Source organism: Streptomyces sp. NPDC045026, assembly GCF_056432625.1.
The window spans coordinates 233026-257594 of the sequence record NZ_JBWKIS010000006.1 but is presented as its reverse complement, the minus strand read 5'-3'; the positions used below and the strand labels follow the sequence as shown (position 1 = coordinate 257594).

At 68.1% G+C, this 24569-nt stretch carries 21 protein-coding genes and 2 tRNA genes; 10 read left to right on the top strand and 13 right to left on the bottom strand.

The features are described from left to right. Positions 1-18 precede the first annotated feature (18 nt). Positions 19-546, bottom strand: coding sequence for a peptidylprolyl isomerase (locus AC07EJ_RS16365; protein WP_389487594.1), 528 nt, complete (start codon positions 544-546; stop codon positions 19-21). A 313-nt stretch (positions 547-859) separates the two neighbouring features. Between AC07EJ_RS16365 and AC07EJ_RS16360 the strand changes: the two genes are divergently transcribed. Next, positions 860-1564, top strand: coding sequence for a DUF5324 family protein (locus AC07EJ_RS16360; protein ID WP_393584104.1), 705 nt, complete (start codon positions 860-862; stop codon positions 1562-1564). 83 nt (positions 1565-1647) lie between these two features. Here the strand turns inward: AC07EJ_RS16360 and AC07EJ_RS16355 are convergent. Next, a tRNA-Ala gene (locus AC07EJ_RS16355) sits at positions 1648-1720 on the bottom strand. Positions 1721-1902: 182 nt separating this feature from the next. Between AC07EJ_RS16355 and AC07EJ_RS16350 the strand changes: the two genes are divergently transcribed. Both AC07EJ_RS16350 and AC07EJ_RS16345 read left to right on the top strand, forming a co-directional pair. Beyond that, positions 1903-2451, top strand: a complete 549-nt coding sequence (locus tag AC07EJ_RS16350; protein ID WP_100597242.1) for a helix-turn-helix domain-containing protein — start codon at positions 1903-1905, stop codon at positions 2449-2451. Between the two features lie 118 nt (positions 2452-2569). Then, a complete protein-coding gene (locus AC07EJ_RS16345; RefSeq protein WP_478884423.1) occupies positions 2570-4321 on the top strand; it encodes a serine/threonine-protein kinase in 1752 nt (583 codons plus the stop codon). Positions 4322-4336: 15 nt separating this feature from the next. Here the strand turns inward: AC07EJ_RS16345 and AC07EJ_RS16340 are convergent, their stop codons facing one another. Further along, the gene (locus AC07EJ_RS16340; RefSeq protein ID WP_389487588.1) at positions 4337-5776 is read right to left on the bottom strand and encodes a hypothetical protein; all 1440 of its coding nucleotides are present in this window, start codon (positions 5774-5776) and stop codon (positions 4337-4339) included. A gap of 229 nt (positions 5777-6005) precedes the next feature. After that, the gene (locus tag AC07EJ_RS16335) at positions 6006-6134 is read right to left on the bottom strand and encodes a DLW-39 family protein (RefSeq protein WP_003999697.1); all 129 of its coding nucleotides are present in this window, start codon (positions 6132-6134) and stop codon (positions 6006-6008) included. A gap of 315 nt (positions 6135-6449) precedes the next feature. Between AC07EJ_RS16335 and AC07EJ_RS16330 the strand changes: the two genes are divergently transcribed. Then, positions 6450-6788, top strand: a complete 339-nt coding sequence (locus tag AC07EJ_RS16330; RefSeq protein ID WP_389487586.1) for a DUF6344 domain-containing protein — start codon at positions 6450-6452, stop codon at positions 6786-6788. 712 nt (positions 6789-7500) lie between these two features. Here AC07EJ_RS16330 and AC07EJ_RS16325 read toward each other — a convergent pair. The 9 genes from AC07EJ_RS16325 to dnaA all read right to left on the bottom strand — a co-directional run bounded on the left by AC07EJ_RS16325 (position 7501) and on the right by dnaA (position 20343). Further along, positions 7501-7574 (bottom strand) — tRNA-Ile (locus AC07EJ_RS16325). A 189-nt stretch (positions 7575-7763) separates the two neighbouring features. Continuing rightward, the gene (locus AC07EJ_RS16320; RefSeq protein WP_389487584.1) at positions 7764-8426 is read right to left on the bottom strand and encodes a DUF3566 domain-containing protein; all 663 of its coding nucleotides are present in this window, start codon (positions 8424-8426) and stop codon (positions 7764-7766) included. Positions 8427-8444: 18 nt separating this feature from the next. After that, positions 8445-11075, bottom strand: coding sequence for a DNA gyrase subunit A (gene gyrA / locus AC07EJ_RS16315; RefSeq protein ID WP_389487582.1), 2631 nt, complete (start codon positions 11073-11075; stop codon positions 8445-8447). 42 nt (positions 11076-11117) lie between these two features. Further along, positions 11118-13214 carry a DNA topoisomerase (ATP-hydrolyzing) subunit B gene (gyrB, locus tag AC07EJ_RS16310; RefSeq protein ID WP_389487580.1) on the bottom strand — a complete coding sequence of 699 codons (2097 nt, stop codon included), beginning with the start codon at positions 13212-13214 and terminating at the stop codon, positions 11118-11120. A gap of 275 nt (positions 13215-13489) precedes the next feature. Continuing rightward, the gene (locus AC07EJ_RS16305) at positions 13490-14032 is read right to left on the bottom strand and encodes a DciA family protein (protein ID WP_389487578.1); all 543 of its coding nucleotides are present in this window, start codon (positions 14030-14032) and stop codon (positions 13490-13492) included. Beyond that, on the bottom strand, positions 14029-15153 hold the full coding sequence (recF, locus tag AC07EJ_RS16300; protein WP_389487576.1) for a DNA replication/repair protein RecF: 1125 nt from the start codon (positions 15151-15153) through the stop codon (positions 14029-14031). Before recF ends, AC07EJ_RS16305 begins: the two co-directional genes overlap by 4 nt. Positions 15154-15244: 91 nt before the next feature. Then, positions 15245-16120 carry a phosphogluconate dehydrogenase (NAD(+)-dependent, decarboxylating) gene (gene gnd / locus AC07EJ_RS16295; protein WP_389487574.1) on the bottom strand — a complete coding sequence of 292 codons (876 nt, stop codon included), beginning with the start codon at positions 16118-16120 and terminating at the stop codon, positions 15245-15247. A gap of 176 nt (positions 16121-16296) precedes the next feature. Continuing rightward, positions 16297-17427, bottom strand: coding sequence for a DNA polymerase III subunit beta (dnaN, locus tag AC07EJ_RS16290; RefSeq protein ID WP_116512073.1), 1131 nt, complete (start codon positions 17425-17427; stop codon positions 16297-16299). 891 nt (positions 17428-18318) lie between these two features. Next, entirely contained in the window at positions 18319-20343 is a 2025-nt protein-coding gene (gene dnaA / locus AC07EJ_RS16285; RefSeq protein ID WP_478884422.1) for a chromosomal replication initiator protein DnaA, read from the bottom strand. Between the two features lie 375 nt (positions 20344-20718). Here dnaA and rpmH point away from each other — a divergent pair, with 375 nt between their 5' ends. The 6 genes from rpmH to rsmG all read left to right on the top strand — a co-directional run bounded on the left by rpmH (position 20719) and on the right by rsmG (position 24248). Next, positions 20719-20856, top strand: coding sequence for a 50S ribosomal protein L34 (gene rpmH, locus AC07EJ_RS16280; RefSeq protein ID WP_100597229.1), 138 nt, complete (start codon positions 20719-20721; stop codon positions 20854-20856). Positions 20857-20874: 18 nt separating this feature from the next. Further along, complete coding sequence (gene rnpA, locus AC07EJ_RS16275; RefSeq protein WP_266562292.1) at positions 20875-21246, top strand: ribonuclease P protein component; 372 nt, start codon at positions 20875-20877, stop codon at positions 21244-21246. Continuing rightward, the gene (yidD, locus tag AC07EJ_RS16270; RefSeq protein WP_100597227.1) at positions 21243-21602 is read left to right on the top strand and encodes a membrane protein insertion efficiency factor YidD; all 360 of its coding nucleotides are present in this window, start codon (positions 21243-21245) and stop codon (positions 21600-21602) included. Before rnpA ends, yidD begins: the two co-directional genes overlap by 4 nt. Positions 21603-21605: 3 nt before the next feature. Further along, positions 21606-22895 carry a membrane protein insertase YidC gene (yidC, locus tag AC07EJ_RS16265; RefSeq protein ID WP_389487568.1) on the top strand — a complete coding sequence of 430 codons (1290 nt, stop codon included), beginning with the start codon at positions 21606-21608 and terminating at the stop codon, positions 22893-22895. A gap of 15 nt (positions 22896-22910) precedes the next feature. After that, positions 22911-23423 (top strand): Jag family protein, encoded by a 513-nt coding sequence (locus AC07EJ_RS16260; protein WP_227296057.1) that lies wholly within the window; start codon positions 22911-22913, stop codon positions 23421-23423. A gap of 108 nt (positions 23424-23531) precedes the next feature. Next, positions 23532-24248, top strand: a complete 717-nt coding sequence (gene rsmG / locus AC07EJ_RS16255) for a 16S rRNA (guanine(527)-N(7))-methyltransferase RsmG (RefSeq protein ID WP_478884421.1) — start codon at positions 23532-23534, stop codon at positions 24246-24248. Positions 24249-24569 lie beyond the last annotated feature (321 nt).

The window sequence follows — 24569 nt, the reverse complement described above, 5'->3', positions numbered from 1 at the left end:
CCGTCGGCCGGGTTCCCGTCAGCGGGTCTCGACGACGACCGACTCGATGACCACGTCCTTGACCGGCCGGTCCGTACGCGGGTTGGTCTGCGCGGTCGCGATGGAGTCCACGACCTTCTGGCTGGCCTCGTCGACGACCTCGCCGAAAATGGTGTGCTTACGGGTCAGCCAGGCCGTGGGCGACACCGTGATGAAGAACTGGGAGCCGTTGGTGCCCGGGCCCGCGTTCGCCATGGCCAGCAGGTACGGCTTGTCGAAGGCCAGGTCCGGGTGGAACTCGTCCTCGAACTGGTAGCCAGGACCGCCCGTGCCGTTGCCCAGCGGGTCACCGCCCTGGATCATGAAACCGCTGATCACCCGGTGGAAGACCGTGCCGTCGTAGAGCTTGTCCGTGGACTTCTCACCCGTCTCCGGGTTGGTCCACTCCCGCTCACCCCGAGCGAGCTCGACGAAGTTCTTGACCGTCTTGGGCGCGTGGTTCGGCAGCAGCCGGACTTCGATGTCGCCTTGGTTGGTCTTCAGGGTGGCGTAGAGCTGCTCAGCCACGATCTGCCTTCCGTTGCCTTCTGTGACGATCCGATCCTCGCACGCCCCCGTTGGCCCGTCGCCCGACGGAAGCCGCAGAATTTCCGGCCGAGTCGGCACCGAGGAGGCGCGCCGTACGGCGATCCGTGGCATTGTCGTCCGCAAGCCCCCCTTGCACCGTATTGATCAGCTATTGCCTGGAGTACCTCGGTACGCCCAATGGCGGCTTATACCCCGAATGCCCGCCCTCGCATGCCGCACTGCCGTCCGGCAGGCATGATCCGAAAAAGGGTGGATAGGTGAAAACCTGTACGCCACCGAGGAGGAGGATCCCGTGACCCGCATCGACAGCGTGCGCGCCGCGACCGGCTCGGCGAAGGACAGCGTGCTGCACGCCGCGGAAGTGGTGGCGCCCTACGCCGAGACGGCCAAGGACCGGGCCGCACTGTATGCGCAAGAAGCGCGCGTACGGCTCGCGCCCGTGATGTCGCAGGCTGCGCAGCAGACCCGCGACCAATACGACACATACCTCGCACCGCATCTTGAACAGGCCCGCGCCCATGTGCCGCCGAAGGTCGACCAGGCCGCGCAGGAGGCGGCCGTCCGCACCCGGAAGGCCGCCCGCCAGGCCGCCGTCTACGCCAGGCCGCGGATCGAGCAGGCCGTGGCCGCCGCCCAGCCCGTCCGCGAGGAGGCGACGGCCCGCAGCGTCGCGGCGCTCGCCGCCCTGCGCGGGCAGGTGTCGCCGAAGGAGATCCAGAAGCTCGTCCGCAAGCACGAACGGCGGGCGCGGGCCGGACGCGTCGCCAAGGGCCTCCTCATCGTGGGCGTCCTCGCCGGGGGCGCCTTCGCCGCCTGGAAGTGGTGGGACAAGCAGGCCAACCCGGACTGGCTGGTCGAACCGCCGGCCGCGACCGAGGTCCCGGACACCACGCCCCTGTCATCGGTGGACGGCAACGGCCAGAGCGCCCTCGACCCCGAGGTCCAGGCCAAGCAGGCCGAAGCGGAGGCGGAAGCCGACCGCAACGACCGCGGCTGAGCTTCGGACGAGCAGTAACGCCGTAGGGCGGGAGACCAGTGGTCTCCCGCCCTACGGCGTTCACGTGTTTCACGTGGAACCTGTGGAGCCTAGGAGATTCGAACTCCTGACATCTGCCTTGCAAAGGCAGCGCTCTACCAACTGAGCTAAGGCCCCGAAAACGATGCGTCGAACCGGAAGAAGTGCGATCCGGTGCGCATCGCAGACCAGAGTACCGGGTCACCCCCCGGATGTCGCAAAAGGATTGGGGCTCCCGGTCCACAACCACTCTCCGTAAGATGCCCCACGTGGTTCGCGGCAGCGAACCGCCGTATTTGGGGAAGCGATGGGGAGACGCAATGGACGCCGCACAGCAGGAAGCTACCGCAAGAGCCCGGGAGCTCCAGCGAAACTGGTACGGAGAGCCGCTGGGGGCGCTCTTCCGTCGCCTCATCGATGATCTGGGCCTCAACCAGGCCAGGCTCGCGGGGGTTCTCGGCCTGTCCGCACCCATGCTGTCCCAGCTGATGAGCGGTCAGCGCGCGAAGATAGGCAATCCGGCCGTCGTCCAGCGTGTCCAGCTGCTCCAGGACCTTGCGGGTCAGGTCGCCGACGGAAGCGTCAGCGCCGCCGAGGCCACCGAGCGTATGGACGAGATCAAGAAGTCACAGGGGGGCTCGGTGCTCACCAACACCGCGCAGACAACGACCAGTTCAGGCGCGCCCACGGTCAAGCGCGTGGTCCGGGAGATCCAGTCGCTGCTGCGCTCCGTCTCCGCGGCCGGGGACATCATCGATGCGGCGGACACCCTCGCCCCGAGCCACCCGGAACTGGCAGAGTTCCTCCGGGTCTACGGCGCCGGGCGCACGTCCGACGCCGTAACCCACTATCAGGCGCACCAGAGCTGATCCCGGCCGAACGGTAGCGACATCGGGCCGGCCGCGACTCCCGCGGCCGGTCCTGGCCGCGGGACCATCCGAGAGGCCGGACGCGTCGTGACGGCCGAGGGGGGAGCGACGCACCACGATGGGTGAGGTCTTCGCCGGACGCTACGAACTGGCCGACCCGATCGGTCGCGGGGGAACAGGCGCGGTATGGCGCGCCTGGGACCACCGGCGCCGCAGATATGTGGCCGCCAAGGTCCTGCTGCAGAGCGATGCCCACACCCTGCTCCGCTTCGTGCGCGAACAGGCACTGCGGATCGACCATCCCCACGTCCTCGCCCCGGCCAGCTGGGCCGCGGACGACGACAAGGTCCTGTTCACCATGGACCTGGTCGCCGGCGGCTCGCTGGCGCATCTGATCGGTGACTACGGGCCCCTGCCACCGTCCTTCGTGTGCCTCCTCCTGGACCAGCTCCTCGCCGGGCTCACCGCCGTGCACGCGGAAGGGGTCGTGCACCGTGACATCAAGCCCGCCAACATCCTTCTGGAGGCGACCGGCACCGCCCGGCCTCATCTGCGCCTCTCGGACTTCGGCATCGCGATGCGCAAGGGCGAGCCCCGGCTCACCGAAAACGACTATGTGGTGGGGACGCCCGGCTATTTCGCCCCCGAACAGGCGATGGGCGGTGAGCCGGACTTCCCGGCAGACCTGTTCGCCGTCGGTCTCGTCGCGCTGTATCTGCTCCAGGGCGCCCGGCCGGACTCCAGGGCCCTGATCGAGCACTTCACCGACCACGGCACCCCTGGCGCGCCCCAGGGCATTCCCGGCCCCCTGTGGACCGTCGTGGCCGGTCTGCTGCAGCCTGATCCCGAAGCGCGCTTCCGTACCGCGACAGGCGCGCGCAAGGCCCTCCTGGCGGCCTCCGAACTGCTTCCCGAGCCCGGACCCGACGACGAACTGGTCGAGGTCTTCGACCAACTGGGCGCTCTCCCACCGGGGTTCGCCCGGAACGGCCCGACCAAGACCTCCCGGGCGGTCGCCCCCGGCCTCGTACACGACCGGGGCCGGAGCCACAGCACGAGCGGCCGTTCCACGACGCGGAAACCTGGGCCGGGAGAGGCTCTGCCTCCACTCCCACCGGAACCCCCGACACCGACACCGGCACCACCGCCGCCTCCGTATGCCCCTGCGGTGCCGGACGCCCCACCGGCCGGCCCGTCTGTCCCCGGCCCGGCCACTCCCGCGCCCCCGGGGTCGGCATCCAACACGTCGCAGACCGGCCTGCGCGTGTCCGGCGCCCCACTGGTGCCCAACACGTCTCGAACCGGCATCCTCGGGACCGCCACGTCGGGCACCGTCACGCCCGGGACCAGCATGTCCGAGACCGGCAGCTTCCACCTGCCGCCGCCTCCTCCCGCACAACCGCCCGCGCAGCCACTCCCGCGGCCCTCCGCACAGCGTCTCGCGCAAACCCCTCCCGAGCCGCGGCCCATCACCCCCACCACAGCTCCCGACGCTCCCGAGTACACCGCCCAACCACACCCCCGCCCCACAGCACCACAAGCACCACCACCCGCCCCACCAATTCGCCCGCACCCCCACGAGCCCTCTCCCCACACTCCGGCCACGACCCCGGCCACCCAGCGCTCCTACGCCGCTCCCACTCCGGCTCCGGCGCCCGCTCAGCCTGCCTCTATCTCTACGTACACCGCCCAGGGCGTTCAGGTTCCACTCGTCGGCCACCCGAATCCCAGCGGCGCGGCCCCGAACCCGACCCCTCATCGGCGGGTGCGGAAACGACGGCCGGGACCGCCCGCGAAGGTGGCGATCCCGGTGCTTTTCGTTGCCTTGGTCAGTTTCGCGGTAGGCATCTGGGCGCTGACCCAGGCCTGAGAACCTGACGCCCACCTACCAGCCGGCGGGCGCCCGCCGGCGAGCGACATACGTCCATACGCCGAGCCCCAGCACCAGCACGGACCCCGTGCCGATCCCCGCGATCCCGACGACCGTCATGCGGTTCGTCCGGCTGGACCCGCCCTGCGCCGCCCGCTCGTCTCCCTGCCCGCCTGCCGAGGGCAACGATGCGCCCCCGCCCTGCGCGGACCCGCGCTCAGCGGCGGCCCGGTCCGCGTCCGTGACCTGGAACGCCCCCGGATCCCGCACATACGCCGGCGCCGACGCCCCGTCCCCCTGGACCGTCAGACGGAGCGTCAGCCCGGACTCCTTGTCCCCGAAGGTCCCCTTCATCTCCGGGGTGAGGGAGACCTTCAGGTAGTACCAGCCGGCGAACCGCACGCCCGCTTCGTCCGCGCGCGACAGATAGCGGTTCTCGTAGGCGACCGGAGGCAGGGAGTCCAGGGCCGCCGCAGAGGACTCCCCTCCATACGAGGCGTCCTTCGAAGTGACCGGCGTACGCGCCGGGTTGTACAGGGCCACACTGAGCGCGTTCGGCACAAAGCCCCTACGGCCCGCGTCACCCGCCGAAGTGCCCAGCTCGGCCTCGGTGAAGAGCTGCTGTCCCCAGTCCAGCGGCACTCGGTAGAAGAGGGTCTGCCCCGGGCGGATCCGGTCCTTCCAGACGCCCTGCCGCAGGCTCTGCGCGTCGTTGAAACCCGTGCCGCCCCGGCGTTCGGAGGGGATTGAGGCGGGCGGTCGCGGAGAAGCCGACGACCAGGCCCCGGACCCGGTGGTCGCGGGCGGCGACTTGAGCGCGGGCTCCGAGAAGACGCTCAGCTCCAGGTCCCAGCGCTCTCGGGTGGAATCCGGCGCCGTTTTGCGCGTGACGACCACGTCATACGCACCCGCATCCTGACAGCGCCCGCCGCCCTCCCGTACGACCCTCTCCGCGGTGGCGGCTATCGGCCTCGGATATTCGGCGGAGCGGAACGCCGCGACCTCGGAGTCACAGCGATTGCCCTGCCGGTCCCGCAGGGTCACGGAAATGCTGTCGTTGAACGCCACCTTCACGTCCGCCCCGATCTTCGGCACCGCCACCGCCGAGACATACGTATCGGAGGATCCGTCCAGGTCGACACGGTAGTGACGCGTGCCGGCCGTTTCCTTCGCACCCGACCCGCTGTCGAGCCCGGCGCCCTTCGCCCCCACCTCGATGGAGCTCCGATACGTCTCCCCGGCCTTGAGCTCCGCCGCATCCGTACTGGTCAACGCGCCCTGGACGCTCTTCGCCCCGTGCGCGAATACATACGGAGCCGAGTCCCCTGCCACCGCGACCCCTGGCAGCGCCACCACCGCGACCGGCACGGCCACCGCGCACATCGCCACCTTGAGCACCGACACCGGCCGTCCATGCCCGCGCCCCACCAGGCGCCGCCCTATGCGCCGACTCATCACGCGCCCCTTCGTCGCCCCGCCACCGCCTCATCGCCGGACGACCATCCTGCCGCCGGCGCCCCGTGCACCCCACTGGGATTCGCCAAAGCAAGCAAATAATTTACTCAAGCGAATGATCGGCTCCGGAACCGACTGCGCCCGGAACCGACCGCGCACCCACTCCCCGAACAGCACAAAGCCCCGACCGCACATGCGATCGGGGCCTTGAAGAGACTGTCGTCGATACTCACGAACCCGTGGGTACGGAGTCAGTCGCCTCCGTCCACAGATCCTGCTCGGCGCGATCCGCCTGGATCTGGCGGTACACGAGGAGCCCGCCGATGGCGGCCAGTGCGACCAGGAGAAGCTTCTTCACCGCGCGACCTCGTCTTTCTTTGACGTAGGGGACCTCTGGCGCCCGACTATACACACCGACCGATACCGATCGGTGACCTGCACCCGGGCCCAACTCCCGCACCCCGCCGACCAATCGAACCGGCTGACGGCACCCCGATCACACTTCGCAGAATGTGAAATTAGGCGTGATTAGCGCCCATACAGGGCGATTGCGGCCATCCGAGTGGTGTTCATCTGAACATCGACGCGCCACGGGCGTCGGTCCCCCACTCCGGAGCCCGCATACACATCATGAGGAAAGTACGCAAATCGCCCAACCCGAAAATGAGGGAACATGGCCACCAACAAGGTCATCAAGCTGTGGACCGTCCTCATCACCGCCTTCCTCGCGGTGCTGACCGCGATGGGTCTCACCTCCCCGGCCGCCGCGGCCACGCCCGTACAGCAGACGGAGGGCACCCGCAACGCGGCGGTAAGCACCCCCGCCGCTACCGCCGTCCAGGCTCCCTGGGCCTTCAAACGGTCGCTGCCTCCCACGATGAAGCAGCGCATCCGCGCCGAGGCCCACGGTTCCTCCCCCAGCTGCCGCCACCGCCCGCCGGTCGACACGGAGTCCGGGAACGAGTTCGACGAGACCCCGGCAGGAATCAGCGCGCTCCACTCGCAGTCGTAACGACCGCAGTACGTGAAGCAGTACGTGAAGCAGTACGTGAAGCAGTACGTGAAGCAGTACGTAACGACGAAGCACCACCAGCACCACCAGCACCACCAGCAGTGACAGCAGTGACAGCAGTGACAGCAGCGGTAACGAAAGCGGCAACGGCTGGACAGCCGGCCCTGGAGGACCGCAGCAGACCCTTCGCAGCAAAAGCTCCACCGCAAGAACAGCCGGCGAGGAAGACCGACAGGTACCACCGGCAGGCACCACCGAGGCAAGCACCACCACAGGAGAACGGCCGCCAGCACGGCTCATCGGCTCAGGCCGACAGCGCCGCTCAGTACGGCCGGCACGACGAGTACGACCACCGCAGAGGCACGGCGGCACCCGGCAGCGCTTCACCAGCGCAGCCACGCCCCGAACCTGCCCGTCGCGCTCCAGGTCCAGACGGCACCAACCCGCAGGCAGAGCGCCCCACCACGCCCCGCCGCCAAACCGGCACCACAGCTAGACCGCGCCACCGGTAAACCGCGCTCCCGCGCCCTCGACCTTTCATGACCCCGGCCGCCACAGGCTGAGGGTCTTCTCGGCGTGTGTCCACCATCGGGCGCTGCACCTCACGGCTCGCGGGCCATGCAGCCGTAAGCACGGCACAGCACCACAGCCCCGCCGTCCCCTATAGACGCCAAAAACCCCCAACCACGATGGGTTGAGGGTTTCTGTCTTGTGGGGCTAACAGGATTTGAACCTGTGGCCTCATCCTTATCAGGGATGCGCTCTAACCAACTGAGCTATAGCCCCGCCGCGCTTTGCGGTGTGTGTCCCGCGCGCTGACCTCTGAAGATTAGCGCACGACCCGGCCAGTCCCAAAATCGATAGCTGGGACCCCGCCTCACCGGCCCAAACGCCTGTGGAGCGCACCCCCGTCAGGGAATGCGCTCCACAGGTGTCACGGCGACTGAACCGACGAAAGCGACTGCTGCTCGGCTGCTACTCGTCCTCGGCGAGGGTCAGCTCGACGCCGCCCACGAAACCCGCGGAGAGGTTGTAGATGAACGCGCCGAGCGTGGCCAGAGCCGTCGCGAGGACGACGTCGATGACCGCGATGATCGACGTGAACAACAGAACGCGCGGCAGCGACAGGAACGACTGAAGGTCGAAGCCGTTGGACTCGTTCGAGCCCGTGGCCTCGGAGATCGTGCCGCCCACGGTCGAGAAGACGCCCATGGCGTCCATGACCATCCACAGCACCGCAGCCGCGACGATGGTGCAGATGCCGAGCGCGATGGAGAGCAGGAAGCTGACCTTCATCACCGACCACGGATCGGCCTTGGCGACCCTCAGGCGCGCCTTGCGCGTACGAGGCGTCGTGCGGGCCCCCGTGCGCGGCCTGCGGACCGCACCGGCCGGCGGATCCGCCTGGTAGGCCTGCGGCGGGTGGTACGGCTGCGAGGGCTGCTGGGGCTGCTGCCGCTCCCCGGGCAACGCCCCGTCCTTGTCGGCCGCGTACTGCTGCGTCTGCGGACCTCGGGTGTCCGTCACAGTTCCCCCCTGGGATCCATGAGACTCGTGCGAGTCTTTCGAGTCAGTGGCGGGGCCACGGCCGCCGTCCGTTTCCGTACCGGTCGAACCGGCGCCCGTGGCTCCGCTCACGATGACTCACTCCTCGCGCTACTCGGCCGTGGACTCCGTGCCCTCGTCCGTTTCGACAGCCGTCTCGACCTCGACGGTCTCGTCGACGATGACGTCACCGTCGACCTCCTCCGCCTCGCGACCGGCCTCGGCGTTACGAGCGATACCGACCACGGCATCGCGCTTGCCCAGGTTGATCAGTTGGACGCCCATGGTGTCACGGCCCGTCTCCCTGACCTCGTTGACTCGCGTGCGAATCACACCGCCGGACAGCGTGATGGCGAGGATCTCGTCGGTCTCCTCAGTCACCAGTGCACCGACGAGCGATCCACGGTCCTCCACGATCTTGGCGGCCTTGATACCGAGGCCGCCGCGGCCCTGGACGCGGTACTCGTCGACGGCGGTCCGCTTCGCGTACCCACCGTCGGTGGCGGTGAACACGAACGTACCCGGCCGGACGACATTCATCGAGAGCAACTGGTCGCCCTCGCGGAAACTCATACCCTTCACGCCCGATGTGGCGCGGCCCATCGGGCGCAGCGCGTCGTCCGTGGCGGTGAAGCGGATGGACTGCGCCTTCTTGCTGATGAGCAGCAGGTCGTCCTCGGCGGAGACCAGCTCGGCGCCGATCAGCTCGTCGTCGGAACCGTCCTCCGTCTCGCGGAGGTTGATGGCGATGACGCCGCCCGCGCGGGGCGAGTCGTAGTCCTTGAGGGGGGTCTTCTTTACGAGGCCGCCCTTTGTGGCGAGGACCAGGTACGGGGCCGCTTCGTAGTCGCGGATCGCGAGGATCTCGGCGATCGCCTCGTCCGGCTGGAAGGCCAGCAGGTTGGCCACGTGCTGACCGCGCGCGTCACGGCCGGCGTCCGGGAGCTCGTACGCCTTGGCGCGGTAGACGCGGCCCTTGTTCGTGAAGAACAGCAGCCAGTGGTGCGTCGTCGACACGAAGAAGTGGTCGACGATGTCGTCTTCCTTGAGCTTCGTGCCTCGTACGCCCTTGCCGCCGCGCTTCTGCGAGCGGTAGTCGACCGTCTTGGTGCGCTTGACGTAGCCGCCGCGCGTGATGGTGACGACGATGTCCTCTTCGGCGATCAGGTCCTCCATGGACATGTCGCCGTCGAAGGGCACCAGCTTGGAGCGTCGGTCGTCGCCGAACTTCTCGACGATCGCCGCGAGTTCCTGGCTGATGATCTGGCGCTGGCGCTCCGGCGAGGCCAGGATCGCGTTGTACTCGTTGATCTTGAGCTGCAGTTCGTCGTGCTCGGCGACGATCTTCTGGCGCTCCAGGGCGGCCAGCCGGCGCAGCTGCATCTCGAGGATGGCGTTGGCCTGGATCTCGTCGATCTCCAGGAGGCCCATCAGGCCCTCACGGGCGATCTCGACGGTGTCACTGCGCCGGATGAGCGCGATGACCTCGTCGATGGCGTCCAGGGCCTTCAGGAGGCCGCGCAGGATGTGGGCGCGCTCCTCGGCCTTGCGCAGGCGGAACTTCGTCCGGCGGACGATGACCTCGACCTGGTGGCTCACCCAGTGGCGGATGAAGGCGTCCAGGGAGAGGGTGCGCGGCACACCGTCGACGAGCGCCAGCATGTTGGCGCCGAAGTTCGTCTGCAGGTCGGTGTGCTTGTAGAGGTTGTTCAGGACGACCTTGGCGACGGCGTCGCGCTTCAGGACGATGACCAGGCGCTGGCCCGTACGGGAGGACGTCTCGTCGCGGACGTCGGCGATGCCGCCGACCCTGCCGTCCTTCACGAGGTCGGCGATCTTCTGCGCGAGGTTGTCCGGGTTGACCTGGTACGGGAGCTCGGTGACCACCAGGCACTGGCGGTTCTGGATCTCCTCGACCTCGACGACCGCGCGCATCGTGATGGAGCCACGGCCGGTGCGGTACGCCTCCTCGATGCCCTTACGGCCCACTACGAGGGCGCCGGTCGGGAAGTCGGGGCCCTTGATGCGCTCGATGAGCGCGTCCAGGAGCTCCTCGTGCGTGGCCTCGGGGTTCTCCAGGTACCACTGGGCACCGGCCGCGACCTCGCGCAGGTTGTGCGGCGGGATGTTGGTGGCCATGCCGACCGCGATACCGGCCGAGCCGTTGATCAGCAGGTTCGGGAAGCGGGCCGGCAGGACGGTCGGCTCCTGGGAGCGGCCGTCGTAGTTGTCCGTGAAGTCGACGGTCTCCTCGTCGATGTCACGGACCATCTCCATGGACAGCGGCGCCATCTTGCACTCGGTGTAGCGCATGGCGGCCGCGGGATCGTTGCCCGGGGAGCCGAAGTTTCCGTTCGAGTCCACCAGCGGCATACGCATCGACCACGGCTGCGCCAGGCGGACCAGGGCGTCGTAGATCGAGGAGTCGCCGTGCGGGTGGTAGTTACCCATGACGTCACCGACGACGCGGGCGCACTTGTAGAAGCCCTTCTCGGGCCGGTAGCCGCCGTCGTACATCGCGTAGAGCACACGGCGGTGGACGGGCTTGAGGCCGTCCCGTACGTCGGGCAGCGCACGCGACACGATGACGGACATCGCGTAGTCGAGGTACGAGCGCTGCATCTCGGTCTCGAGCCCGACGGGCTCGATGCGCTGGGCGCCCTCCTCGGGCACCTCGGTCTCGACACTCACGCTGATCTCGACGCCGTCTTCAGGCGTAGGGGGCATGTTCTCGTCGGTCATTGCTGGTGAAGATCCTTTCTGATGCGGTCAGCTGAGACCGACTCAGATGTCGAGGAAGCGGACGTCCTTGGCGTTGCGCTGGATGAACGAGCGGCGCGCCTCGACGTCCTCGCCCATCAGGACGGAGAACAGGTCGTCCGCCTGGGCGGCGTCGTCGAGGGTGACCTGGCCGAGCACGCGGTGCTCGATGTCCATCGTGGTGATGCGCAGCTCCTCGGCGTTCATCTCGCCGAGACCCTTGAAGCGCTGGATCGAGTCCTCGCGGATCCGCTTGCCCTGCTGGCGGCCGAGCTCGGTCAGGGCGTCGCGCTCGCGGTCCGAGTACGCGTACTCGAAGTCCTCACGGCCCCACTTGATCTTGTAGAGCGGCGGGCGCGAGAGGTACACGTAGCCGGCCTCGACGAGGGGCCGCATGAAGCGGAACAGGAAGGTCAGCAGCAGGGTGTTGATGTGCTGGCCGTCGACGTCGGCGTCCGCCATCAGGATGATCTTGTGATAGCGGAGCTTCTCGATGTCGAAGTCCTCATGGACTCCGGTGCCGAAGGCGGAGATCAGTGCCTGGATCTCCTGGTTCTGCAGGATCTTGTCGATCCGGGCCTTCTCGACGTTCAGGATCTTGCCTCGGATGGGCAGGATGGCCTGGTACTGCGGGTTGCGGCCGGACTTGGCCGAGCCGCCGGCGGAGTCACCCTCGACGATGAAGATCTCGCACTTGGTGGGGTCGTTCGACTGGCAGTCGGAGAGCTTGCCCGGCAGCGACGCACTCTCCAGGAGGCCCTTGCGGCGCGTCAGGTCGCGGGCCTTGCGGGCCGCCACGCGCGCGGTGGCCGCCTGGATGGACTTGCGGATGATGTCCGCGGCCTCGTTCGGATTGCGGTCCAGCCAGTCCGTGAGGTGCTCGTGCACGACCTTCTGCACGAAGGTCTTCGCCTCGGTGTTGCCCAGCTTGGTCTTGGTCTGGCCCTCGAACTGCGGCTCGCCGAGCTTGATCGAGATGATCGCCGTCAGACCCTCGCGGATGTCGTCACCCGTGAGGTTGTCGTCCTTCTCGCGCAGCAGCTTCTTGTCGCGCGCGTACCGGTTGATGAGACCGGTGAGAGCGGCTCGGAAGCCCTCTTCGTGCGTGCCGCCCTCGTGCGTGTGGATGGTGTTGGCGAAGGAGTACACGCCTTCGCTGTAGCCGTTGTTCCACTGCATCGCGACCTCGACGGAAAGGAGCCTGTCCTTGTCCTCGGCCTCGATGTCGATCACGGAGGGATGTACCACGTCCCCCTTGCGGGAGTTCAGGTACTTCACGAAGTCGACGATGCCGCCTTCGTAGTGATACGTGACGGTCTTGACCTCGGCCTTCTCGTCCGCGCCGGCCTCGTCCGCCCCGGTCACGGCCTTCGCCGACTCGCGCTCATCAGTGAGTTTGATCGTCAAACCCTTGTTGAGGAACGCCATCTCCTGGAAGCGCCGCGAGAGCGTCTCGAAGGAGTAATCGGTCGTCTCGAAGATGTCGCCGTCGGCCCAGAAGGTGACCGAGGTGCCGGACTCCTCAGTGGCCTCGTGCTGGGCGAGCGGGGCCGTCGGGACGCCCAACTTGTAGTCCTGCGTCCAGCGGTGGCTGTCGGTCTTGACCTCGACGGACACCCTCGAGGACAGCGCGTTCACGACGGAGACACCCACGCCGTGCAGTCCACCGGAGACCGCGTAGCCGCCGCCACCGAACTTGCCGCCCGCGTGCAGCACGGTCAGCACGACCTCGAGGGCCGGCTTGCCCTCGGACGGGACGATGCCCACCGGGATGCCGCGGCCGTTGTCGACGACGCGCACGCCGCCGTCGGCGAGGATCGTGACGTCGATGGTGTCCGCGTGCCCCGCCAGCGCCTCGTCGACCGAGTTGTCGACAACCTCGTACACGAGGTGGTGCAGGCCGCGCTCACCGGTCGAGCCGATGTACATGCCGGGTCGCTTGCGGACCGCGTCCAGACCCTCGAGGACGGTGATGGCGCTGGCGTCGTACGACGAGGCGCCCTCGCCGGAGGACGTGGTCGCCTCCGCGGGGGCCTCGCCGACGGCGTCGGCGGCAGTGGACGGGATGTTCTCGTTGGGGTTGCCGGAATCGGCCACGAAGCGCCCTTTCTGGCACAGCACAAGCCAAGCTCCCGGCGGTGGCCGGAGCGGCTGCGTCGTTCAGTGATAGTCAGCGTTGCTCGGTGTGTCCCACAAGTGGGGCGGGATTAGCTCTCAGTCTACCGGTAGCGCTGACAGTGATGGGGGTTTGCCGGTACCTGAGTCCGCATGTGCCGCCCTGAACCGGCCTCTGCCGACTCCCCATATGCGTCCCGGGGCTCCAAGAGGCTCACAGAGGCACTCAGCGCTTCCGGACGTCAACCGGGCGTCAACCCCCGGCCAGCGGGCCCCCGGACTCACCCGTAGGTGTCGCCGGGGCCCTTGCTTCCAGGGGCGCGCAGGGGGCCGAAGCGGCGGGCGGGGCCGTTGGGTCCCAGGATCTTCAGGAGCCGTACGGTGCCGTGTCCGAGGTCCTCGTTGAGCCGCGCCACCAGCTGCGGAGCCAGCAGACGCAGCTGCGTCGCCCAGGCCGTCGAGTCGCACTGGACGGTCAGGACACGCTCGTCCTCGTCGTACTTCAGGGGCTCGGAGTGCTTGGCGAGGTCCTCGCCCACGATCTCCGGCCAGCGGCCCATGACACCGCCGACGGCGGCCGGCGCCTCCCAGCCGCGCTCGGTGATCAGCCGGTTGATCGCCGCGCCGAACGCGACGGGGTCGCGGCCGTCGGCTCGCGCCCCCGATCTCAGTCCGCCGCCGCGCCGGGCCTGCTTCTTCTGCTGATCGGCCACTCCACGCGCGCGTGCCTGCTCCTTCGCGGCGCGCAGGGCCACGCGCGCGAGGTCGACGCCGGACGGCTCGGGCGCCTTCCGCGGGACGTCTTTGGATGTGTTCTCGCTCATACCCGCTCCACCGTGCCTTCGGACACCGCGTACCGCGTGCCCGCCAGGACGCCCGGCACGTCGTCGCCCACAGCGGCCGTCACCAGGACCTGCTCACCGGGGGCGACCAGTTCGGCGAGGCGCTCCCTGCGCCGGGCGTCGAGCTCCGCGAAGACGTCGTCGAGCACGAGCACCGGCTCGTTCCCCTCGGCCCGCAGCAGGTCGTACGAGGCCAGGCGCAGCGCCAGCGCGTACGACCAGGACTCGCCATGACTGGCGTACCCCTTCGCCGGCAGCTGACCGAGCTTGAGAATCAGGTCGTCGCGATGCGGTCCGACGAGGGTCACACCTCGCTCGATCTCCTGTTTGCGGGCCGCTTCGAGGGCGGCCATCAGCTGCTCGTAGAGCTCTTCGCGCGCGTGACCGTCGATTTCGGGCGAGGACGCCTTGTAGTCCAGGGCGAGCGGGCCGCCGCCGGGCGCCAGCTGCTCGTACGCCTTGTCGGCGAGCGGCTGCAGCGTGGCGATCAGGTCGAACCGCTGCGCGAGCAGCTCGGCGCCCACGCGCGCGAGGTGCTGGTCCCACACGTCGAGGGTCGACAGGTCCATGGACCGGCCGCCGTGCCTGCGGGCGAGCGCGGCCGATTTGAGAAGCGTGTTGCGCTGCTTGAGTACGCGGTCGTAGTCGGACCGGACGCCGGCCATGCGCGGGGAGCGGGCAGTGATCAGCTCGTCGAGGAAGCGGCGGCGCTCACCGGGGTCGCCCTTGACCAGCGCGAGGTCCTCGGGCGCGAACAGGACCGTGCGCACGATGCCGAGCACGTCACGTGGTCTGACCTGCGAGGATCGGTTGATCCTGGCGCGGTTCGCCTTGCCCGGGTTGAGTTCGAGCTCGATGAGCTGCTGGCGTTCGCCCTGCCGGACGGCGGCCCGGATGACGGCGCGCTCGGCGCCCATGCGGACCAGCGGCGCGTCCGAGGAGACCCGGTGGCTGCCGAGGGTGGCGAGATAGCCGACGGCCTCGACGAGGTTGGTCTTGCCCTGCCCGTTCGGGCCCACGAAGGCGGTGACGCCCGGATCGAGAGGGACCTCGACCCGGGCGTACGAGCGGAAGTCGGCCAGCGACAGATGCGTCACGTGCATGATCGTTCGCCGACCTCCCCCAAGGTGTGGAGCGGATGTGGATTACTTCGTCGTAGAGCTTCGTGAATGCGTTCTGGGCTCGGCCTGTGGGTTAACTCTTCTCGACGGCGTGGCCGCCGAACTGGTTGCGCAGGGCGGCGATCATCTTCATCTGCGGCGAGTCGTCCTGGCGGGAGGCGAAGCGGGCGAAGAGGGACGCGGTGATCGCGGGCAGCGGCACCGAGTTGTCGATGGCCGCCTCGACGGTCCAGCGGCCCTCTCCGGAGTCCGCCGCGTAACCCCGCAGCTTGTTCAGGTGCTCGTCGTCGTCCAGCGCGTTGACCGCCAGGTCGAGCAGCCAGGAACGGATGACCGTGCCTTCCTGCCAGGAGCGGAAGACCTCGCGGACGTTCTCCACGGAGTCGACCTTCTCCAGGAGCTCCCAGCCCTCGGCATAGGCCTGCATCATGGCGTACTCGATGCCGTTGTGGACCATCTTCGCGAAGTGGCCCGCGCCGACCTTGCCCGCGTGGACGGAGCCGAATTCGCCCTCCGGCTTGAGGGCGTCGAAGATCGGCTGGACCTTGGCGACGTGCTCCTTGCTGCCGCCGTACATCAGCGCGTAGCCGTTCTCCAGGCCCCAGACGCCCCCGGAGACACCGCAGTCGACGAAGCCGATGCCCTTGATGCCCAGCTCGACGGCGTGCTTCTCGTCGTCGGTCCAGCGCGAGTTACCGCCGTCGACCACGACGTCGCCGGGTGAGAGGAGGTCGGCGAGCTCGTCGACGGTGGCCTGGGTCGGGCCGCCGGCGGGCACCATCACCCACACCACACGCGGGGCCTTGAGCTTGCCCACAAGCTCTCCGAGGCTGTGGACGTCCGCGAGGTCAGGATTGCGGTCGTATCCGATGACGGTGTGGCCTGCGCGGCGGATGCGCTCGCGCATGTTGCCGCCCATCTTGCCGAGACCGACGAGACCGAGCTCCATCAGGTGGTTCCTTAAGTTGCGACGGGGCGTGAGGTGGTGCGTGAGGCAATCCCGCACCTGTGATCCGAGCCTAAACCTGGGGGTACCACCCACGCCTTTCGGACAGTGGGGAGCTCACGCACGCCTGTGGGCACAGCCGCTCAGGCGAACGCCCGGCGGCCATGCCCTGTGGAGTGTCAGCCCGACAGCCGCACCGGCATGATCAGGTACTTGTAGGCGTCGTCCGCCTCGGCGTCCACGGCGGGCCTGCCGCTGAGCAGCGCCGGCTTCGTGGAGGTCGTGAAGGAGAGCTGGGCGACCGGGGAGTCGATCGCGCTCAGACCGTCCAGAAGGAAAGTCGGGTTGAAGGCGATCGAGATGTCGTCGCCGTCGAGCTGGGCGTCGACCCTTTCCACAGCCTGTGCATCGTCACTGGAGCCGGCCTCCAGGATGAGCACGCCCTGCTCGAAGCTGAGCCGCACCGGGGTGTTCCGCTCGGCGACGAGGGCCACACGCTTGACGGCCTCCACGAAGGGGGCGGTCTCGATCACGGCCACGGAGTTGAACTCCGTCGGGAACAGGGTGCGGTACTTCGGCAGGTCGCCCTCGAGCAGACGCGTCGTCGTACGGCGGCCCGCGCCTTCGAAGCCGATGAGACCCTCACCGGCGCCGGAGCCCGACAGGGCCAGGGTGACCGTGTCACCGCTCGTGAGCGCCTTGGCGGTGTCCAGGAGCGTCTTGGCCGGCACCAGGGCGACCGCGGACGCCTCGGGGTCCTCCGGCTTCCACAGGAACTCGCGGACCGCGAAGCGGTAGCGGTCGGTGGAGGCGAGAGTGACCGTGTCGCCCTCGATCTCGATGCGCACACCCGTGAGCACCGGCAGCGTGTCGTCACGGCCGGCGGCGATCGCCACCTGGGCCGCGGCGGAGGCGAAGACCTCACCGGGGACGGTGCCCGTCGCGGTCGGCATCTGAGGCAGCGCCGGGTACTCCTCCACAGGCAGGGTGTGGAGTGTGAATCGCGAGGAGCCGCAGACCACGGTCGCTCGTACACCGTCTGTGGAAATCTCCACCGGACGGTTCGGCAGGGCACGGCAGATGTCTGCCAGGAGCCGGCCGGAGACGAGGACGGTGCCCTCCTCGTCGATCTCCGCGTCGACCGAGACCCGGGCCGAGACCTCGTAGTCGAAGCTCGACAGGCTCAGTGCGCCCTCCTCGGCCTTCAGGAGAAGGCCCGCGAGGACAGGCGCAGGCGGTCGGGCCGGGAGGCTGCGCGCCGCCCAGGCCACTGCCTCCGCGAGTACGTCGCGTTCCACCCGGATCTTCACCGTAAGCCGCCTCCTGCTGTTGCTGGCTGCTCTCGCCCTGCGTTGGTCTTCGGTCTTCGTCGTGTGACTCGGTGTCGCTCAGCCGCCACATGGGAAGGACACCGGGGAACAGTCTGACGTACGGCGCTGACAGTCGTTGCCGCTCGGGGTCAAGTCGTGCCGAGGCGCGGTCGGGTACCGGACCCCGAGTTGTGCACAGCCCCCACTTCGATCCTGATTCCCAGCTCTCTCTAGTTGGGAGTAGTAGTAGGGGCTGTGGAAACCGTGGATAACTGCCTTTTCGCAGGTCAGAGTCGGTTTTTTGTCCACCGGGCCTGTGGGCACGAGCAGTGGACAACCGGGGTTCTCTGTGGACGGGGAAAAGTTCTGCACACCCGATGCACAGGCAGGGGCCACTTCTCCCCAGGACTGTCCCCAGCTTTTCCCCGGTTCCCCACAGCCCAACCGCACCCCTTGATGTGACGCCTTTCACTCGGCACGGTGATCCCGCACGTTGTGTTGCCGAACAGTGGACAGCTGTGTGGAGAAGCCGCCCGCAGCTGTGCACAAGGGCCTCTGACCTGTGGGTCGACGGTGGACAACGAAACCCACACCCTGTGGAAGAAAATCTTGTCCACAGGCTGTGGAGATCTTTTGTCCACGAATCCCCAGGTGCCTGACCTGGTCTGATGGTCATTCAGCGCGGTGGCCTGTGGACACAGTCTGGACAACTTGGCAGTCCCCAGGGTGTGGACGCAAGAAAGTCCGCAGATCTGTGGAGAACACCCGTAACCAAGGACAGGAATCGAACACCGCGTCCGGCCGCGCCGTCCGGACACAACGAAGAAGGGCGCCCCAGGAGTTGTCCCGGGGCGCCCTTCGACGACGTACAGAGGGGTCCGAAGGCCGCTGTCAGCCGTTCTTGATGCGGTTGGTGAGCTCGGTGACCTGGTTGTAGATGGACCGCCGCTCGGCCATCAGCGCGCGGATCTTGCGGTCCGCGTGCATGACGGTCGTGTGGTCGCGGCCGCCGAACTGTGCCCCGATCTTGGGCAGGGACAGGTCGGTCAGCTCACGGCACAGGTACATCGCGATCTGGCGCGCCGTCACCAGGACGCGGCTGCGCGAGGATCCGCACAGGTCGTCCACCGTCAGGCCGAAGTAGTCGGCCGTTGCCGCCATGATCGCCGTTGCCGTGATCTCGGGGGCCGAGTCCTCGCCGCCGGGGATCAGGTCCTTGAGGACGATCTCCGTCAGACCGAGGTCCACCGGCTGCCGGTTCAGCGACGCGAACGCCGTGACCCGGATCAGCGCCCCTTCCAGCTCGCGGATGTTGCGCGAGATGCGGGACGCGATGAACTCGAGGACCTCCGGCGGAGCGTTCAGCTGCTCCTGCACCGCCTTCTTACGAAGGATGGCGATACGGGTCTCCAGCTCGGGCGGCTGGACGTCGGTGATCAGACCCCACTCGAAGCGGTTGCGCAGCCGGTCCTCCAGGGTCACCAGCTGCTTGGGCGGCCGGTCGCTGGAGAGGACGATCTGCTTGTTCGCGTTGTGGAGCGTGTTGAAGGTGTGGAAGAACTCCTCCTGCGTCGACTCCTTGTCCGCGAGGAACTGGATGTCGTCGACAAGAAGGATGTCCATCTCGCGGTACCGCTTGCGGAAGCTGTCGCCCTTGCCGTCGCGGATCGAGTTGATGAACTCGTTCGTGAACTCCTCGGAGCTCACGTAACGCACGCGCGTGCCCGGGTACAGACTGCGCGCGTAGTGACCGATCGCGTGCAGCAGGTGGGTCTTGCCGAGCCCCGACTCCCCATAGATGAAGAGGGGGTTGTACGCCTTCGCCGGCGCCTCGGCGACGGCGACCGCGGCCGCGTGCGCGAAACGGTTCGAGGCGCCGATGACGAAGGTGTCGAAGAGGTACTTCGGGTTCAGTCGCGCGGTCGGCTCGCCGGGACCCGTCGCGGGCGCGGGCTGCGCGGCCAGCGGTCCGGGGGCGCCGCTGGGGACACCGCGTCCCGGGCGCCCGCCGTCCTGCCCGGGGCGGCCGCCCATCGGACCGTCGTTGAGGTCACGGCGCTCGTGCCGGCCGTGCCGCCCCTGACGGTCGGACATCTGCTGCTCGTACGACGACCGCTCGGACTGCTGCTCGTATCCGGACCGCTCCACCTGCTGGTCGTAACCGGTGCGGTCCGACTGCGGGTCGTAGGGCGACCGTTCCTGCTGTTCGTAAGGAGAGCGTTCCTGCTGTTGGTCGTAAGGGGAGCGCTCGTTCTGCTGCTCGTACGGGGAACGTTCCTGCTGCCGGTAGTCGTGCTGCGGCTGCTGGGGCGGGTTGGCGTACGGGTCGCGCTCGGGGAACCCGAGCCGCGGCTGCTGCCAGCTGTACTCGTCCTGCGACCGCGGCCAGGCGCCCGGCTCCGGACGCTGATAGTCCGGGTAGGCGGGGCGGGCGGTCGGGAGCTGGTCGGGGCGGGAGCCCTGGGACTGATCACCGCGAGGGCCCTGCGCATGGTCATCCGTGCGCCGGCCGTACGGGTCGTACGGCTCATGCGCCTGGTTCTGGCCCTGCCCCTGCCCCTGGCTCTGGGCCGACGGCAGCTCGGGCTCTTCGTAGCGGTGCTGTTGTACGGGGGATGCGGACGGGACGGGCTGTTCACCGACGGAGTCGTCGACCGTGATCGCGATCCGGATCGGACGGCCGCACTCGCGGCTCAACGTCTCGGCCACGACCGGCGCGAGCCGTCCCTCGAGTACGCCCTTCGCGAACTCGTTCGGCACGGCGAGCAGGGCGGTGTCGGCGACCAGCGCGAGAGGCTGGCAGCGCCGGATCCAGTGCTCGTCCTTCGTCTCGACGCCCTGCCCACGGCCCTCCCCGAGGAGCTGCTCCAGAACTCGTGGCCACACTGCGGCAAGATCGGCAGGTACGTCAGCCACAGGGCACGCTCTCTCGCAGGTCCCACGAAGGTGTGGTTCTGGGACGGGTCGGAAGAAAATTGGGGTGGGACGGTGAGAAGGGAACGATTCGGAGTTCAGCCACGGTAGTCAGGGCAACGGTTGCGGTTCAAGTTGTTGTCCACAGGCTGTGCACAGTGTCCCTCACTCGATGCCGGTTTGACCGGATGGACTAGCCGCGCGTACCGTGACCAGGTCGAGTTGTCGATGGCTGCTGCCGCCTGCCTCCGATGGGCAAAGATCACGATCTGTGATTGTGAAGCGGTGCACTCGGTGCGTATACGCGAGCTTCTCGTGGGCGCACGGTGACAGCCAGGCGATGTCCCGCCACCACACGATCATTTCTGGAGCCCCCGAGTGAGCAAGCGCACCTTCCAGCCGAACAACCGTCGTCGCGCCAAGACCCACGGCTTCCGCCTGCGGATGCGTACCCGTGCCGGCCGCGCGATTCTCGCGAACCGCCGTGGCAAGGGTCGCGCCGAGCTGTCCGCCTGATCGCGTACAGGTCATGACGTGCTGCCTTCCGAGAATCGGCTGAGGCGGCGCGAAGACTTCGCAACCGCGGTACGCCGAGGACGCCGGGCTGGTCGCCCGCTCCTCGTCGTCCATCTACGTAGCGGTGCAACGGACCCGCACGCGCCTGGGGAGAGCGTTCCCCCGACGCGTGCGGGTTTCGTCGTGAGCAAGGCAGTCGGTGGAGCTGTCGTACGTAACGCGGTGAAGCGCAGGCTTCGCCACCTCATGCGCGACCGACTCGCACTTTTGTCCCCCGGTAGCCTGGTAGTCGTACGTGCGTTGCCCGGCGCGGGTGACGCCGACCATGCACAGCTGGCCCGAGACCTGGATGCCGCCCTTCAGCGGCTGCTGGGAGGGGGCGCGCGATGAAATACCCGCTGCTTGCGTTGATCAAGCTCTATCAGTGGACCATCAGCCCTCTGCTGGGGCCTGTGTGCAAGTACTACCCGTCGTGTTCCCACTACGGCTTCACAGCGATCGACCGTCATGGTGCGATCAAGGGAACAGCTCTCACCGCCTGGCGCATCCTCCGGTGCAACCCATGGTCGCTCGGCGGTGTCGACCATGTTCCGCCGCGCAAGCGTCCGCGGTGGCACGAAATGCTGCGTAACGCCTGGCGCGAACGCAAGGGCGGGCCTTCCGCCGCCGGCGCGCCTTCAGAGTGTGGCCACACCAGCCCCTCGAGCCCCGCCGCCGAGACCCCGTCCCATGCTCAAGGAGCTTGATTAGTGGACACGATTGCCGGTTTTTTCAGCTTCATCACGACACCAGTTTCCTGGGTCATCGTCCAGTTCCACTCGTTGTACGGGGCGATCTTCGGCCCTGACACGGGCTGGGCCTGGGGCCTGTCCATCGTGTCCCTGGTGATCCTGATCCGTATCTGCCTGATCCCGCTCTTCGTGAAGCAGATCAAGGCCACTCGGGCCATGCAGACGCTGCAGCCCGAGATGAAGAAGATCCAGGAGCGCTACAAGAACGACAAGCAGCGTCAGTCCGAAGAGATGATGAAGCTGTACAAGGAGACGGGCACCAACCCGCTCTCCTCGTGCCTTCCCATCCTGGCGCAGTCCCCGTTCTTCTTTGCCCTGTACCACGTGCTCAACGGCATCGCGACGGGCACCACGATCGGCGTCATCAACGACGACCTGCTGGCGAGCGCGCGTAAGGCGCACATCTTCGGCGCCCCGCTCGCGGCCAAGTTCACCGACAGCGCGGACACGGTCGCCTCGCTCGGCGCCACGCTGACCGATGTGCGTGTCGTCACCGCGATCATGATCGTGATGATGTCGGCGTCGCAGTTCTACACGCAGCGCCAGCTGATGACGAAGAACGTCGACATGACGGTCAAGACGCCGTTCATGCAGCAGCAGAAGATGCTGATGTACGTCTTCCCGGTCATGTTCGCCGTCTTCGGTATCAACTTCCCGGTCGGTGTCCTCGTCTACTGGCTGACCACCAACGTGTGGACCATGGGTCAGCAGATGTACGTCATCCGTCAGAACCCGACCCCGGGCAGTAAGGCCCAGGCCGCGTTCCTGGAGCGCCTGCTCAAGCACGTCACGCACGCGGAGAAGACGCGCAACCGCCGCGAGCGGGCCGTCGTCAAGGCGATCGTCGCCAAGGGCCGCGACCGCAACGAGTTCGAGCGCAAGTTCGTCAACGGCCTGACCAAGGTGAACCTCGCGGCCCAGGCCGACGGAACCGTAATCAAGAGTGCGGCCGGCACCCTGACCGAGGACGAGGACGGGACTCAGACCACGGGCGGCATGCCGAAGCGGCAGCAGCCCAAGCGCCAGTCCAAGTCGCAGCGCCAGCACGGCACCGCTCAGGGCGCGGCCAAGGACGAGTCCGACGCACCGGAGCCCACGTCCCTCGAGAAGAAGGACGAGGCGGAAGACGCCAAGCCCGAGGCCAAGCCGGCCGGTGGCAAGCCCGCTTCCGGCACCCCTGCCCGCAGCAAAGCCAAGTCCGGACAGCGCAAGGGCCCGCAGCGGCCCAAGTCCCCGTCCAAGAAGTAAGAAGGAGTCCATCCCGTGACGGAAGGCACCACCTCCGCCGCTCCTGAGGGCAGCGACACCCTGACTCGCCTCGAGCAGGAAGGCGAGATCGCGGCGGACTACCTCGAGGGTCTGCTGGACATCGCCGACCTGGACGGCGACATCGACATGGACGTCGAGGCCGACCGCGCCGCCGTCTCGATCGTCAGCGATGCGTCCACGCGCGATCTGCAGAAGCTGGTCGGCCGCGACGGTGAGGTCCTCGAGGCCCTCCAGGAGCTGACCCGCCTGGCTGTCCACCGGGAGACCGGGGACCGCAGCCGCCTCATGCTGGACATTGCCGGTTACCGTGCGAAGAAGCGTGCGGAGCTCTCCGAGCTGGGCGCCAAGACCGCGGCCGAGGTGAAGAGCAACGGCGAGCCGGTCAAGCTCGACCCGATGACGCCCTTCGAGCGCAAGGTCGTCCACGACGCGGTCAAGGCCGCCGGCCTGCGCAGCGAGTCCGAGGGCGAGGAGCCGCAGCGCTTCGTCGTCGTGCTCCCTGCCTGAGCGGTACGTCGCTTCTACGGCCCCGTCTGTTCGCAGGCGGGGCCGTATCTTTGTCAGCCTGATAGTCAGCCACCCAACGCGGTAGCGCGGTACGGAAGGACGGTCCACGTGACGGAGGCAGCAGAGCTTCCCCCGGCTCCTGAACAGGCCCGATCGGTATTCGGCGAGCGTTACACGGACGCGGTCCGGTACGCGGAGCTGCTGGCCGACGCGGGGGTGCAGCGTGGTCTCATCGGTCCCCGGGAAGTGCCCCGGCTGTGGGAGCGGCACATCCTGAACTGCGCCGTGCTGTCCGAGGTCGTGCCGGAGGGCGTCACCGTGTGCGACGTGGGCTCCGGTGCCGGGCTGCCCGGCATCCCGCTCGCCCTGGTCAGGCCCGACCTGAAAATCACGCTCCTGGAGCCGCTGCTGCGTCGCACGACCTTCCTCACCGAGGTCGTCGAGCTCCTCGGCCTCGACCATGTGACCGTGGTGCGCGGCCGCGCCGAGGAGGTCCTCGGCAAGCTCACTCCCGTCCACGTGGTCACGGCGCGCGCCGTCGCTCCCCTGGACCGCCTCGCGGCGTGGGGCGTTCCTCTGCTGCGGCCGTACGGCGAGATGCTGGCCCTCAAGGGCGACACCGCCGAGGAAGAGGTCAAGAGTGCGGGGGCCGCCCTGAGCAAACTGGGTGCGGTGGCCACCTCGGTGCTGCATGTCGGGGAGGGCATCGTGGATCCGCTCTCGACCGTGGTGCGTGTCGAGGTCGGAGAGAGCCCCGGCGGTGTGCGTTTCGCGGCGAAGCGCGCCAAGGCGGCTCGCGCCGGGCGGGTCCGGCGTCGGCGGTGACGCTGCTCCTCGTCGTCGCGGCCTCTGCTGTGTTCTAGGCGACAGTGCATTTCTCGCGGTGATGGCCGCTCGGGTCCTCGGGACCTGAGCGGCCATTGTTTTTGAGGTGACGCTTGTCTCTTGGATCTCCTGCGTCTGATGCCGGGGGCCCGCTGTATCTCCTGCTGGCGGCTCGTGCGCTGGTCGGTGCTGAGGGCCCTGGGACAGCCGCCTCTGAGGGGCATCCGCGGCCTGCCGCTGGTCCGTCCTGACGGCGACTCGTAGTCCGCGAAACCTGCCAAACGTAAGCATGTCGGGGTGTCGCACGGGTGCCGACCGGGC